Raw genomic sequence first — 14815 nt, 5'->3', positions numbered from 1 at the left:
GTAGATAGCTCTGGCGCCTGGCTAACGAGGAAACATGTAATGAAAATCGCTGTGATCAATTTCTCTGGAAACGTCGGCAAAAGCACCGTCGTACGTCACATGCTTGCTCCCCGTATGCCGCACGCGCAAGTGCGTGCGATCGAGTCAATCAACTCAGATGAGACGAAGGATGGGACTCAAAAAACGCTGCGTGGTGAAGAATTCGGAAAGCTCTACGCATGGTTGCTGTCGGTAGACCACGCCGTGGTCGATGTCGGCGCATCCAACGTAGAGGATTTCATTGGGCTAATGTCCGACTATGCGGGATCGCAGGACATATTCGACTTGTACGTCGTGCCGACCGTGCCCGATGCGAAGCAACAGAAAGACACGCGTTCGACGATTGAAGAGCTTGCCGCATTTGATGTCGAGCCTTCGAAAATTCGTCTCCTGTTTAATCGGGCGAAGAAAAACAGTGTGCTCTCCGATGAATTCGCACCTCTGTTCGAATACCACAAGCGTGCGCGCACGTTTGTACTGAACCAGCAAGCCGTGTTGATGCAAAGCCCCGCCTACAGTGCGGCGGGCGCTGCCGGAAAAACAGTGAGTGAACTCGCTGCAAGCCGCGATGAACTGAAGTCGAAGCTGAGCACGATTACTGATCCCGACGAGCGGTTTGAGTGGACTCAGTTGCTTGCCGACTCAGCTCTCGCCGCTGGCGTTAGTGCGCAAATCGATCGCGCTTACCTCGCCCTGCTGGACTGACCATGAGCGCCTTTCCATCGGGTTCCGACGACACGAAAAGTCCGACAGCGCTATCGCAGCAGCAGAAGGATGCGCTGATTGGCGAACTCTTGGGCGATGTGCTCACTTTGCACAAATCCGTGAAAGATCTTTCGTCAATCGTGAGCGACACCGACCAGCGGCTCGCCACCCGCGTCGTGGAGCTGCGCGCAATCAGTAGTGAGCTCTCCCACGCCCGTGAAGCGGCGTTCGCGCAAATCGCCTTGCAAGCGCGCACTCAAGCGCAAGAAGCGTTCAAGGAGTCGATGGGCGCGCTACTCGGGAAGCTTGAAAACACGTTGCAGGACGTGCCCCGCACAGCCGCCGAGATGTCACAACGGCGCTTCCTCGAACTGTTGGTGGTCGCCGTCGCAACCGGTGCGATCACGCTGGCCGGCACGCTTGCCGGTGTCTGGATGATGTTTCGTTAATGCACCCATCTATGCCATTCCAGTTCGATGCGACGCGCGCGGGATTCGAGTTTGACGCGCAGGCCCTCCTGGGTCACGCATGGTCGGTCGCTCAACGCGCCACGATCGCCACCCTGCAGGCGTTTCACGCCGACATCGAAGGTTGGGGCGTGGATGCGGTGGGCGTGGCGTGGGAAGCGTACTCATCGGATATCCACGCGAGCCCATGGGCCGATATGGCGCGCGCCGGAGACAGTTGGTTCCTGACGTACCTCTACATACGTCAGCTGCGCCCGGAGCTTGACTTTTGGACGACCCGTTTTACCAAAAAACAGTTCAGCACATACGCTGAATCGCAACCGTGGACCGTGAATGCACCACTGTCGCAGTGGGCAATCCCGGACTCGGTAGAACCGCGTGAGGAAGATATCGCCACCGCGCGAAAGTAGCTTTCCAACCTAGTTACAAAAGGAGCAAATCATGGTGAATCGAGTAACGCTGACTGGCCACCTGGGCGCCAACCCGGACGTGAAAGACCTCAGCGCGGGCGTCATAGCAAATTGTCGGCTCGCATCGACTGACTACTACAAAGACCGGGCGAGCGGCACTATGAAGGAGGCGACCGAATGGCACCGCCTTGTATTTTTCGGGCGCACCGCGGAGATCGCCCGAGACTTTTTAGTGAAGGGCTCCAGGATCTATATCGATGGTCGTCTGCGCACGCGCAAGTGGTCTAGCAATGGCCAGGACCGGTACACCACCGAAATCGTTGTCGAATCGCTCGAAATGATTGGCGCACCCCGTGGTCAAGCAAACCCTGAAGGAGAAACCACTGCGGGCGCGCCGATGCCAAGCGGTGAAGACGAATGGGTTCGTGCGTACGACGAAGCGGAGTTATCTCCGGGTATCGCTAAGTGAAGAGTTACCTATTCCGTGTCAGTGCAGTGCTTGCGTGTGTAGCGCATCGGACCACGGCGACCGGGCAAGGCATTGCGCGGATAGGGGGCTATTCGGACTGGCGCGCGGCCACCGTCTCAAAGCCGGTGTCGGCCGCCGATAAGCCTGCTTGGTTTTCTAACTCGGGCTTCTCGCCAGAAGGAAGTGCCGAGCAATGGGTCTATCGCGGAATCCGAAGCGCGCAGCACTCGACTCGCTTGGCGGCGTACTCGTTCACCTCGCGTGAGGTTGTGCGCCGGCTCATCGATGCAAAGCGCCGTGGCGTTGATGTCGCAGTAGTGGTCGATGAACGCAGCAACATCGAGGAGCACCGTTTGGGCCGCGCTCATGGCGCGCTCAATGTGCTGGTTGCCGCTGGCATTCCAACTCGGACGCTGGCTGCTTATCGCATTGCCCACGACAAGGATTTTGTCGTTGACGGGGAGACCGTCGAAACCGGCTCGTACAACTTCAGCGACTCGCCCGCACGGCGCAACAGTGAAAACGCAGTGGCGATCTGGAATTGCCCTGCGACCGCAAAGGTGTTCCTCGATCACTGGCAGAGCCGTTGGAATCAAGGGGTCGATTACCCACCGTCGTGGCGGGCGCTGATCCTCATATCTGAAGACTGATAAAAGATGAAAAGCACACACCACGATTGTCGCTCAAACGTTCGCGCTATCGCAATCCCGCTGTCGATCGATCAGCCCGGAGTGGTCGAGTTTCATGGATCGCCAAGCTGGGCCGTGAACCTTCCATTCTATTTGAAGTGCGCATCGGCCTTGATCGTTGGTTTGGCGGTTGTCTGGAAGTCAGCCGCGTGGCCCACGCTCGTTCCGCTCTTTCTGTTGATGGCGGGGACGGTCGGGATCGCTATCGCTGTTGGCGTGCGTGCGGCCACTACAGCGCAAACACAGATCGTGATAGATAGCGTTCGCATGACCATGCGCTATGGCATTTTGAGCCGACGCGTCGCAAGCGTTGAGATGTACCGGGTCCAGAACGTTGAGTGCGTGAGCAGTTGGTGGGAACGGCTAATGGGCTTCGGGACGCTGGTTGTCGAGAGCAGCGACGTCAATCATCCGCGATGGATCTTGCGTGGCATGCCTGATGTCGAGGTTTTGCGAGAGTGGATGAATCTTGCAGCGATCGCTCGGCGCGACGCCAAAGGTATTCGTGAAGTCAACATGGGGCGCGTGTGATGGTTGACCGAGTGACGGCTGAGCGAGTGACGGCTGAGCGAGTGACGGCTGAGAACAAGCGCGGTCGGCCACGCAAAGAAACAAAGTTCGATAAGCCAATCGCTTTCAGGTTGCCACTTGCGGATCGTGATGCTTTTCTCGCGAAGGTTCATGAGTCGGGATTAACGCAGGCTGAGTTCTTTCGTCAATGCGTGCTCACGAACCGCACGAAGGTTATCGCACGAGCTGCTCCTAGCATTGATCGAAATCGCACTGTATTTGTTGTGAACAAGGCGGGAAATAATTTGAACCAGATCGCCCACGTGCTGAACGCTGCCCGACTTGATCAAAGTGCTTCTGAGACCACGTATCTGGCCGCGCTCGATACGCTGGAAAGCATCGAATTGCTGCTACGGGCACACCTGAAGAATGTTGATTAGACCGCAAGGACGCCACGATGGCGTGAAAGAATATCTTGAGGATGGGCGCAAGCTCGGCCGTGAGCTAGAACGTGATGAGATGGACGAGCGCGTCATTCTCGTCGGCGATCTCGATCTAACCAATTCGATCATTCAGTCGATCAACGTCGCGTCAAATATTGACCGGTATTTGTCTGTCACCTTGAGCTTCAAGGAAGACGAAGTGAGTCGCGAAACACTTCTCGCAATCACCGAGGAATTTCGTGCGTTCGTTTCTGCCGCCTATCGCCCGGACGAAATCAATTTCTACGCTGAAGCCCATTTGCCGAAGGTCAAAAGCTATCTCGATGATGCGTCGGGAAAGCTTGTTGAGCGCAAACCGCATATCCATGTGGTGATACCGAAAACAAATCTCATCTCTGGCGGTCATCTTGAACCGTTGGGCTTCGTTAAGTCGAACATCGATTTCATTGATGCGTTTCAAGAGCACATCAACGCGAAATATGGTCTAGCCAGCCCGAAAGATAACCGTCGTATCAAATTCTCGGACGCGTCCGAGATGATCAGTCGATACAAGGGTGATCTTTTTAAAGGTTCGAGCCGTGAACTTAGGGAGACGCTCCTGGATTCGATGCTCGACAGGAAGATCGAGCAGTACGACGATTTCATGGCGTTGCTCGCTGAGCATGGGCAGACGCGCCTGCGCAACCGGGGGCGCGAAAACGAGTATCCGAACGTCAAGGTGGCCGATGCGTTGAAAGGCGTGAACTTGAAAGATCACGTGTTCTCCCGCGCGTTCGTCGAATTGCCGACCGCTGACAAGCTTTTGCACCTGTCGGCCGATATTGAACCTAAATACGAATCGAGCGGTACTTCGCGTGATACGGCGCCGGCGATTCTCGAAACGCTCGCGCGGTGGCATATGACCCGCGCGCTCGAAGTGAAATATCTGAATAACGGCAACACCAAAAGCTTCCCGGCGTATCAGGCGGCGTCCGTCGATGAACGCGTGGCCATGCTTGAGCAACGCCGCGACGCTTTCTATTCAAAACATTTGGAGGATCATCATGAGTCAGGATCAGAACGACCATCAAGCGGACGATCAGGTGGCACGCCAAGCAGCGCATCCGGCGGAAGTACACCAGGCAGTCCGCGAAGAGTCGACGAACACGGCGCCGGCGACCGACGTTTTCGCGGCGATGGACGACTACATGAATTCGACCGAGGTCCTAGAATCAGATCTCGAGTCGATCCCCTGCTCGATGCCGGGAGTGATGCCCAATACCCACGCGGCCCCGGATCAGGAAGCCCCGGGGGGCTCCCGCCCGATGCCCGTCGCGACGTCCGAAGCGAACCACGCGGCGCTACCGAACGCCAGCAGCATGGCGCTTTCCCAGATTCCCAAGGAACGGCGGCCCCGGCCCTCAACGGTATGCGAGGTATGTCCGGCGTCCCTGTGGACCGCTTCACCCCACGACGTGCAGTGCTGGTGCCGGATCATGCACTTCACCAGCTGGAGCACGAACGCGCCGTACCATCGGATAGCGTGCGACGGAATAGCGATCGCGAGCGAGCAGGCGTAAGGAAAACCGGCCGACGCGCCGATAGCGTGCTGTCCCAGCGTATGCGCGACGAGCGCGAACGGATCGTGCAGCGGTCCGCCGGCGACGAGTATTCGGTCATTCGCTTGAACCTTGATCCGCGTCGTCTTCTTGCTGAGCTCTCGCACAGCCACGGCGTGCGGCCGGAGAAATACGGGATTACGCAGGGTCGAGATGGTGCGGGCCGGATTCGCGCCGGCGCACGACATTTAAACGTCTCGGATTTTTTGACCAAGGAACTTCACCTGCCCTGGCGCGACGCGTCCGAGATTCTCCACGCTTCGTACCAGCGCCAGATTTCAGGCGCGGCCCTCCCCATGGCTCGCGAGCTTCCACGGGCCGCCCTCTGGCGCGAGTACACGACCGACCGGAACGTATTCAGGCGCGCGCGACAGGACGCCATGGCGACACAGCAAACCAGCGAACAATCACGCCGCGCTCAGATCAAGCAGACCTTCAATATCACTCGCGACGCAGCTCGCAACAATCTTGATTTGCCACCGTCCGGCCGACGCGCACTGGTGTCGATCGCCCGAATGACTAAGGCAGACGCAGAACAAACGTTGCGCGGTCAGATTCAACTCGAGCGCAATGCGCTGATAGCGAAGTACGGTCCGCGTCAAGGCGCGTCGTTTGGCGAGTTCTTGCAGGCACGTGCACAAGCCGGCGACACCCGCGCATTGGTCGAGCTGCGCCGGATGCGGCCGACGACCCCGGAGCCACCTCAGCCCGAAGAAAACTGGATCATGCCAGTGGGCGAGGAGCACGTGCGCGGGAAGCGACAAGCGCCCACCGCAGAGGACAAAGCAGACGCGAGCGAATCCGGCTATGACAACCAAATCATCTACCGGGCGCCGCACTTGAGCTACGAAGTGCATCGGGACGGCATCGTGACCTATCAACATGATGGGCGCAGCGTGGTTCGCGATCACGGATCTGCTGTACGCGTGCTGAAAACGAATCCTGCAGCCATCGAAGCGGCATTGCGCCTTTCTCAAGCGAAGTTCGGACCCGTACTTAAGTTGCAAGGGCCCGTGGAGATGCAGCGGGAAGCAGCGAGAGTCGCCGCCGAAACGGGGTTATATGTGGAATTTTCCGACAATTTGCTCAACGACATCATGCAAGCCCGGCGCGTCGAGTTGATCGCAGATCGTGCGACAGCGCTTGAGACGGGATCGAAAGATCGCTCACGCGGGCGCGACGCGCCAGCAAAGCCGACACCGGCAGGTCAAGACCATGCACCTGATCCCGCCCTTGGCGTGAAGTCGATGCCGGATGAAGACTTACCGCCGTCCAGTCCGTCTGCTCATACGTTATAACGGTACGATTTGCGCAAGATCGCCGCTAAAAAGCCGATCAAATCGTTGCCGCGAACTGCCGTGGTCGGCTGCGCAAGGGACGATGGGCACGCCGATAAAGCAGGTTAAGGAAGGTCTGAACAACTCATTTTCAGCCTGACTGTTCGCCACATTCGAAATTAGCGGGTCTCGAAAGTTGTTTTCTTGTTGCGAACCGAATGAATACGGACCAGAAATTGATCTCGATTTTCACAGATCGCCACCCGGTTCGACGGCCACCGGCTCAGGTCAACCCTTAAGCGACTTCCAATTCACCCAGTAGCGGACATTCACGGTGCCGGATCTTCTGATCTGGCGCGTATCCGTAACGCACGAATGGACCTACGGCTCTGCGGCGTCCCCTGTTACCTGAGACGCGTCCAGGTTGATCGATCTAGTCGATGCTGTTTCCCGATTTTGTTACAGCGAACATCAGTGTCGTCCGCTCCTACAATCCCAACCGGTCGACGCGCCGAATTCCAATTTATGTTATCCACTTTTGCCTCAATTTTTGTAAGCGAATGCCGATAAACACCAGATGGGTCACAGCGCGTTGGTCCATCAATTGAGACATTCGTCCGCTGACCTGCGCGGAAGGCGCAGGGGAGCGGCAGGCGAAAGCCGCGCTCAGAGCCAGAATAATGAGGGGAGCAAATTTGGCAGTTATTCTGTACATCATCGTGGGCTTGATGCTTCTGGGTCTTGCCATCAAGTTGATTCAACTAAGCGCGAAGATTGTTGGGGTTGTCCTGCAACTTGCGCTTGTCGTCGTGGCTGGCATTCCGGTCGGGGTTGGCTACGCAACGGAACGACTGCTTCGCGCTATCCGGTGCCGTCTCGTCCTGAGCGCCCTCGCCCCGTTCGTGGTTGGGCTAGTGACGATGAGCTACTTCGACACGCTCTCGAAGGATCCTGAGAACGTGGCCGTGCAAATGACGGCCTTGACGTTCGGGGCGTCGGCCCTCGGCTTCATCTTCATGTTGGTGTCGCATCGCCGGCGGGTCGCGGCACAGAAGCTCGCAGAGCCGTCGACTTTCTACGAGCAGCAAGACATCACTTTCTTCCGGGTGTACTTCTCAGCGCTTTTCCTTGATCTGATCGCTGCGGTGTTCATCAATCCCGAGATGTTGCGTGTCCGGCTGTGGTTCTGGTTTGTGGGCTACGGCTACGTAGCAATTGCCATTTTCGCGCAGATTTTCTGGGGTTCAACCGAACACGTCATGGCCAAGCGGATCAGGAGCGTCCACGCTGCGTTCACCACAAGCAAGAAGCTAGACGGTGCCGACTTCTTCAGCCAGACGGCCAAGAATCGCAGTCTCACGAAGGCGCGCTATGAGGCCATTTACAAGAGCGTTGTCGTGAAATTGCTTTTCGATGGGCGTATTGTCGAAAAGCAACTTGGCGGCAAGACCTGGTTCTTCGCCGCAGAGTGGTTTGACCGCGAGTGCGCGGCCGTGGACACATATCTCGCGGCGCTGGACCGACACGCTTACGACGCGGCGCATCGCGTGGTGCAGTCGCATCTGACACTTACCGCCCCCGAAGCCGACGACTACATCGACCAACACCTGCCCTCTGCGAGGGTCTATGCGTTTCCGGAGGGCAACTATGTTGTGCATCATCTTCACACATCGCTGGTGAAGACGTGCGCGAGTTGCGGCAGCGCGGCGAGCGCCAACGATGAACAGTTCGATCGTGGCGACTGGTTCTGCACGGACTTGTGTCGAGAGACCGAGATTCTCTGCGAGACGATTCACGCCACTCCGGACGAGAAGTTTTACGCGGACGCGGCGACCGCCGGTCTGGTGCTCGTGGCGGGTGGCCACGCCTGGGATGCGAACCATCGGCTTTTCGGTGCTGGAGGACAAGGCCACGGTGTAGCCGCAGAGCGCGCAAACCACGAGATCGATAAACTCCTTGGAAAGGATGTGACGCTGCTTGGCGACGATAACGGCAAAGATGGTGCAGACCGCTTGGTCAACAGTCGCATGATCCAGACCAAATACCACAACACGGCACGAGGAAGTGTCGACTCGGCCTTTGCCGATAAGACCAATGCGTATCGATACGTCGATAAAGAGACGGGCGTCCGAATGCAACTCGAGGTGCCGAAGGATCAGTATGAGGCGGCCCTGAAAATCCTTCAAAATAAAATTGATAGTGGCAAGGTGCCGAACATCCCCCAAGGAACGCCGGCGAAAGATCTGTTGGTCAAGGGGCATGTGACGTACGAACAAGCGCGAAATATCGTCAAGTTCGGAACCTTCGAATCGCTCGCCTTCGATGCCTATGAAGGTGCGATCGTCGGTTTGGGCGCGGGTGGTATCAGCTTTGGCGTTACGGCCTGCATCTTCTATCTAAACACCAAGGATGCGAAGCAGGCCGCGCGCGTAGCGGCGATTCAAGGGGCACAGACGTTCTGCAAGACCATGACCGTCTATGTTGGCGCTCAACAGTTGCACCGACTCGCTGGGGTGCAAATCCTCCTGAACGTCGTCGACGCGCGGAGTTTCTCGCCCGCGGTCGCTAATTTTCTCGAGGCGGGAATGGGCGTCTCGGGCCGCAACGCACTCTCGAAGGCGCTTCGCGGCACCATCGTTACGTCGATCGTCGTGATCGCGGTCACCACTGGGCCGGACCTTATCCGAATGATTCGTGGACGCATGTCTCAAGCGCAGTTCCTGAAGAATCTTGCCGTGGTGTCCTCAGGTGTTGCGGGCGGGGTGATCGGGGCAGTCGTTGGCGGAGCCGCAGGTGCCATGGTCGGGCCAGTGGGTGCTTTCGTCGGCCGCACACTCGGCGGTATCGCCGGCGGCATGGCTGCGGCCGCGCTCTCGAACAAGATCGCCGGTGCGCTCATGGAAGACGACCGTCAAAAGATGCTCGCGATTCTGCAATCCCACATCGAATATCTGGCGCACACTTTTATTTTGACGGCCGACGAGATCGAAGCCATCCGCGCCAATCTGGATCAGTCGTTGACACACAAATCACTCGAACTGCTGCACGCCGCACCGAACCGGAGAGCTTATGCCAATTCGTTGATCAAGCCTGTCGTTGTCACGACGGTGAAGCAGCGACCTGCGGCAAACATGACGTTGGACTATGCGTTGCTCGCATGCGACGAAATCGCTGCCTGATCGTAAGACGATCGCGCAACAGAAGGTCACGTCTGAGGCAAAACGGGGCCGGGCTCCTGCCCGGCGCAGCGGCGACGCCTCTTCGCGGCGCTATTGTTGCGACATGTAGTTACCGTTCGACGCCATCGCGCGACTTATGGCCGGTCGAGAGCATTGAGCTGCCGTCATGGCGCCGATCGGCCAGCGTCTGCAAAGGCCGACGACCCCGGCGCCAGCCCTCGACGATCGAATGACTGCTTGCTGAGTGGCGCGGTCGTCTCAAAGTCCGTGCGCGGAACCCGTCGAAAGTCCCTTCTTGGCCGGCAGTACGCATTCACCCACCTCGTCGGAAAGCTGCCGTTGACTACTCCAATGTTGGCTACGTGGAACATCCACGGAACTGGTGCTCTCGGCCAGAAGGCGACGTTTGAAGGGTGCGTCGCTCGAACATTTGGGAGACGGGTCCGCCCCAGTGAGCGGCCATTCGATTACGCAAAGCCGAATCGGTTTCTCGGTCTTTGCTGAAGTTCGCGATCGACGCTCAGACAGCCGTTCAACGATCCGGACCGGCGATAAGTCGTGCGACCACGCTGACTGGGGGCTGCCAAACTGGTGAATGGGTGAAATCGAGCCCTCCTGCCGTCCTACCTTGGGGGACGCAAGGTTCAGTGCATCGAAGCCAACACACCGATGATCAGCAACGGCCACTTTCACATTGATTTCTTGGTGGCTCAACGCCTAGGCTCACCCTCGACCGACGCGCTGGTGAGCCGCTGGGCGAAACGCCTGCGCGCGAGCAGACGTTCGGCATCGCCGCCGGGAGCGAGTAGCGCTGCGAGCGTTTGTAATGACACGGGGCGTAGGATCACCGATCCGAGGCGCCTGCTCGCACCGGCCAACGGACGTCGAATCTCAATCTTCTCATCACGCGCAGCGGGCTCCATCGACGCATATAACAGCACGCTGCGCTCGGACGGCGCAGCGAGAGCGTAGATGGTCAACTGATAGAGCCATTCATGCGGCAGCGTCTGCCGCCATAGCTCGCGGTATTTCGCGTCGTAAAAGCCAAGCAATTCCTTCCCGCGCAACAGCGCGTAATCGGGACGCGGCGACGGCGCCTTGCGACCTGCCACGTTCCATTCCGGCGCATAGACGAACATGCCTCGAATAGCCTGCTGATCCAGCATCCTCGCATCGGTGACATATTCGCCGAGGAAACGCGATAGCAAGCGTTCGAAGAAGAGGTTCATGTCGAACAGGAAGCCCGGCGTTTTGTTTGACCCGACCCGCGTTTCAAACTCGACGCCCTGCATGTCAAGCAGAAGGCGAATCAGGGTCAGCGCGGGCTGGCTGGCCTCGGTCATGCGCGTCAGCGCGCTCTCGACCCGGTCGACGTCCTCGAATTTCAGCCGCGCCATTTCGCCCACATCGCCGAACAGGGCCGTCAGCTTTTGCACACGTCGGCGCAACTCGCGATCCTCGGTCATGCGCGCGGCATGATCCAGGCCGGCACGTAGAACACGATTGAGACTCCAGTCCTTGCGACGATCATGGTGGCGGCAAGGCAACGCGGCTTCGAGTACGCCGCCTCGCCGGATGATCCTGTCCACCAGAATCTGCCCGCGCGGGCTCGTGAGTCGCTCCTCGGTGGCAACGTATCGACGCAACAAGCCGCGATACAGAAGCTCTTCGATCTCACCCGCGAGGAGCGCGACCAACAGGTCATGCATTCCGGCTTCGTGCATAGGCGACCGGGTCTCCTCGATCAAACGCAGATCACGCAGACCGTAGGCATAGCGCAGCAGACGTGTGAGCGGCATAGCTGGCAGCTTCGGACGCACCACAATGTGCAACGGCCCCACATCCACGCGCCCGACAAAGGACTTCGTCTTGATGGAGATGCCGTCGTAGCGCTCGTAGACTTCGATCTTCCCGCGCAGCGATTCGGCAAGCGCGCGCCAGTCCGCATGGCCTTCAAATGAGAGATTCTTTAGTCTCGGATTGCGCCCCGGATCGATCTCGCTCCATTCGTTCAGCTCGATCGTAAGCCTGCCGAGACCCGCCTCTTCGTCACTCGGAATCCGCTGCATCGGCTTCGCCCTCGTCGTTCTCGAGCGGGTCCTCGTCTTCCTCGCCGAGTGCGCCTAATTGCATCTCAGAGAAGGAAAGCGCGTCGATGAGATCGTTATCACGGTTCGGCAGGAATAGCTCCTCGCGAATTCGACCATTTTCGACATCCACGAGTTCGTGGCCGAGGATGTCTTTCAGCGTGGAAAAGTCGTCGTAGCAATACTCCTCGAGCAGCGGAATGATGTCGTCACGCAGCACGCGAGCGAAGTCCCCCACCGAGGTCATTGTCGCCGACATGAGATACGAGTGGCCGATTTGCAGATTGCGCGCGTCGCGTTTGAGGTGACCGCGCAGCCGCTTGTTGAGCGCATCGAGCCAAGTGTCGAGAGCCAGTCTGCCGACGCGGCGATTTTTTAGCAGCGTGCTGTCTGGCATCAGTTCGACGAAACCAAAGCGCCTACGCAGCGCGGCATCCAGAAGCGAGATAGAACGGTCGGCCGTGTTCATGGTCCCGACCATGAACACGTTCGGAGGCACCGCGAACAGTGCCCGCGTGACGGGCAGCGTCACGCGTGTTCGGCGCTTGTCGAGTTCAATGGTCGTCAGCAGCTCGCCGAAGATGCGCGGCAAGTCGCCTCGGTTGATTTCGTCGATGACGAGAAAGAAAATCTGGTCTGGTGCCGCCGCGGCATGTCCGCACAGACGCTTGAATACGCCGTCTTCCGGCCCGAAGACCATCGCGCCGCTCTCGGTGACGCGCGGACGCAGCCCTTCCATGAAATCCTCGTAACCCCATCCGGGATGGAAGGTGCACATGCGCACCAACCCATGCTCGCCGTCGATGCGCTCGCGTTCAGCATCGCTCAGCGCGCTCCACGTTTTCCTGAACGCATGACGCGCGGCGAGTTCGCGCGTGACCTGAAGCGCGCGATAGGTCTTTCCGGTTCCGGGTGGCCCGTAAAGCACGACTTGACCCTTCCGCCGGAGAATTCCGTCGATCCGCGTCGCGAAGGGATCGAGCGGAGCGAGTGGTCGGTCCGTTTCGGCGCTCGACTGTGTCCTCGTCGCGGGCACATCCACGAGCGGATGCTCCGAAAGACGCTTTTCGATCTTGATGATGTTGTTCGGATTCTTGCCGAGTTCGAACACCGTGGTCCGCGGACCATCTATTTCAGGCAAGCTCCATTCGTCGAGCGAAAGCCATTCGACAGCGCGCGTGTGCGGGAACCTCAGCCTGGCGTCATACCGATACGCGCCGGTGACACGCCCGACGCCGCGTACCGCATTGCCCTCGGTCGCAAGCACGATGTCGTTTTCGCTCACGCCACTCGCAAAGTTTGCGATCTCGCCCGCCTTGCGCGTTGCCGTACCCGAGTTGGCCGAATGAGGCAGCAGCAGGCCCCTGATTTTCTCCTTCAGTTCGGATCTTTTCATCGACGACAGATCCAGTGTCAGATCGGGCACCTCATCCAGCCAGCCGATAGAGACGAACCCACCGTCGCGCATGTCCGTCCATTGACTGTCGCCCGTGCTGCCGACCGTTGTGCCGACTCTCCAATAGCGGTGAAAGCCTCCGTTACGCTGGTTGAGCAGAACGCACAGCGTCGCTACCGGCATGGAAAACGCGCGCGCGATCTGCACGAAACGTCCCGCGCAGACGAACAAGGAAGCGCCATCGTCGTTACGAAGACCGACGCCGTCTGGCGGCAACTGAAACAATTTGAGCAGGTGGTAGCGCTGAATGCGCGACGAGTGATAACCGTCGAGTTTCTCGGGGAAAATTAGGAACCAGTATTTGTGCGCCCAGCCCGACCGGTACAACGTCGGCGCGACAACGCGCATGTCCCTGTTGAGACGCTCGTAGACGGCATCGGAGGCGTCTGCGGGATCAAATTGATCGAGCACGTCCGCGCCTGCGATGAGCTCGTCGCGCTGTGAGCGTGCGATATCGGTCGCACGCTCCTGCGAAAGAACCTCTTGCTTTTGCGGCGAGCCGGTGATCCAGACGCCGTCGACATCGCGCTGATAAATGCCGAACTTGAACGCAGAACCTCCGCGTATGCCGCCAAACTCGTTGCCCTTGAACTGTTCGTCGTGCTTGAACTCGAGCCAGTATGCCATGCAGGGCGTGCCCTTGTTCTGGCGGCCGTGCATCAATTGCAGAAGGGTCTCACCGTCGCATCGCTCCAATACGGCGGGACCGAAATTGTCGCGGAAGATTGCGGTCTGCTCCGCTATCCAAGATTCGGCCGGCAAGTTTGCGGATGCGATGCCGTCCTGCGCCAGCTTGTTAAACTCGTCAAAGATGCTCGGATCCAGATTCGCTAAGGACATAGAAAATTTTCAATGTTGTTCGGGTTGTTTTTGCATTTCAGAACAGGCAAACGAAGGTCGCTTCCGACAGGAAGATGTGCATTCAGCCAAGATCGACCGGCGCGCCAGACTATAGCTCGACCGGACGCAGCGTGGAAGCGCGGGACCGATCTCTGATCACACGGCTTCTATCAGCGTTTGCCAAAGGATGGCGGGATTTGGCCGATCTTTTTCGAACCGTAGGCCGCTCGCGCCCGAGAGCGTGACGCAGCGCGGCGATGCCTGTGTTTTTCGCCGGACGCTCTCGACCATCTTGTCCATGAGTTTGCTTCTTGCGCGCCAGATGGATCGTCGTGAAGGCCGAAGAGCGGCTGGGGCAGTCCGCATGAACGGTTGCCTGCTGGACTTCGAAAGCGGTCGTTGGGGTACGATGGCCTGAAGGGCGGTTCAGGGTCGAGAGTGTGAGTTCGCTAATGCAGGAAGCTGCCGTCGAGTTGCTTGATGCCGCCATCGTCAGCTGTCCGCCGTATTGCCGACGTAGAACCCGGCCCGGCCCAATGGCAGCTAAGGCCGATGAACTGCCATCGACTCTGCTAGGTTTAAGGCCGCTTCTAAAGTACTACGGACGCTCGAATGTCCAACTGCGTCTCCCAGTGAACGTCGCTTC

11 protein-coding genes are annotated in these 14815 nt (G+C 58.6%); 9 read left to right on the top strand and 2 right to left on the bottom strand.

The features are described 5' to 3' along the window. Positions 1-39: 39 nt before the first annotated feature. The 9 genes from stbB (at position 40) to ACSQ83_RS27445 (ending at position 9786) form a co-directional block, all read left to right on the top strand. Positions 40-744: a StbB family protein gene (stbB, locus tag ACSQ83_RS27485; protein ID WP_436230349.1), complete on the top strand. Its 705-nt coding sequence runs from the start codon at positions 40-42 to the stop codon at positions 742-744. 2 nt (positions 745-746) lie between these two features. Further along, positions 747-1193 carry a hypothetical protein gene (locus ACSQ83_RS27480; RefSeq protein WP_436230348.1) on the top strand — a complete coding sequence of 149 codons (447 nt, stop codon included), beginning with the start codon at positions 747-749 and terminating at the stop codon, positions 1191-1193. Next, a complete protein-coding gene (locus ACSQ83_RS27475; RefSeq protein WP_436230347.1) occupies positions 1193-1621 on the top strand; it encodes a hypothetical protein in 429 nt (142 codons plus the stop codon). Before ACSQ83_RS27480 ends, ACSQ83_RS27475 begins: the two co-directional genes overlap by 1 nt. Positions 1622-1652: 31 nt before the next feature. After that, on the top strand, positions 1653-2090 hold the full coding sequence (gene ssb, locus ACSQ83_RS27470; RefSeq protein WP_436230346.1) for a single-stranded DNA-binding protein: 438 nt from the start codon (positions 1653-1655) through the stop codon (positions 2088-2090). After that, the gene (locus ACSQ83_RS27465; RefSeq protein ID WP_436230345.1) at positions 2087-2740 is read left to right on the top strand and encodes a phospholipase D family protein; all 654 of its coding nucleotides are present in this window, start codon (positions 2087-2089) and stop codon (positions 2738-2740) included. Before ssb ends, ACSQ83_RS27465 begins: the two co-directional genes overlap by 4 nt. Positions 2741-2746: 6 nt before the next feature. Continuing rightward, positions 2747-3310 carry a PH domain-containing protein gene (locus ACSQ83_RS27460; RefSeq protein WP_436230344.1) on the top strand — a complete coding sequence of 188 codons (564 nt, stop codon included), beginning with the start codon at positions 2747-2749 and terminating at the stop codon, positions 3308-3310. Continuing rightward, a complete protein-coding gene (locus ACSQ83_RS27455; protein ID WP_436230343.1) occupies positions 3310-3729 on the top strand; it encodes a plasmid mobilization protein in 420 nt (139 codons plus the stop codon). The genes ACSQ83_RS27460 and ACSQ83_RS27455 overlap by 1 nt, the downstream gene beginning before the upstream one ends. 22 nt (positions 3730-3751) lie before the next feature. Beyond that, a complete protein-coding gene (locus ACSQ83_RS27450) occupies positions 3752-6628 on the top strand; it encodes an LPD7 domain-containing protein (RefSeq protein WP_436230342.1) in 2877 nt (958 codons plus the stop codon). A gap of 674 nt (positions 6629-7302) precedes the next feature. Continuing rightward, the gene (locus ACSQ83_RS27445; RefSeq protein WP_436230341.1) at positions 7303-9786 is read left to right on the top strand and encodes a hypothetical protein; all 2484 of its coding nucleotides are present in this window, start codon (positions 7303-7305) and stop codon (positions 9784-9786) included. Positions 9787-10496: 710 nt separating this feature from the next. Here ACSQ83_RS27445 and ACSQ83_RS27440 read toward each other — a convergent pair. Together ACSQ83_RS27440 and ACSQ83_RS27435 are read right to left on the bottom strand one after the other, a co-directional pair. Next, on the bottom strand, positions 10497-11855 hold the full coding sequence (locus ACSQ83_RS27440) for an McrC family protein (RefSeq protein ID WP_436230340.1): 1359 nt from the start codon (positions 11853-11855) through the stop codon (positions 10497-10499). Beyond that, entirely contained in the window at positions 11836-14169 is a 2334-nt protein-coding gene (locus ACSQ83_RS27435) for an AAA family ATPase (protein WP_436230339.1), read from the bottom strand. The genes ACSQ83_RS27440 and ACSQ83_RS27435 overlap by 20 nt, the downstream gene beginning before the upstream one ends. Positions 14170-14815: the final 646 nt, after the last annotated feature.

The organism is Caballeronia sp. LjRoot29 (assembly GCF_964252755.1).
Taxonomy (GTDB): domain Bacteria; phylum Pseudomonadota; class Gammaproteobacteria; order Burkholderiales; family Burkholderiaceae; genus Caballeronia.
This window is presented reverse-complemented; position numbering and strand designations above follow the sequence as displayed.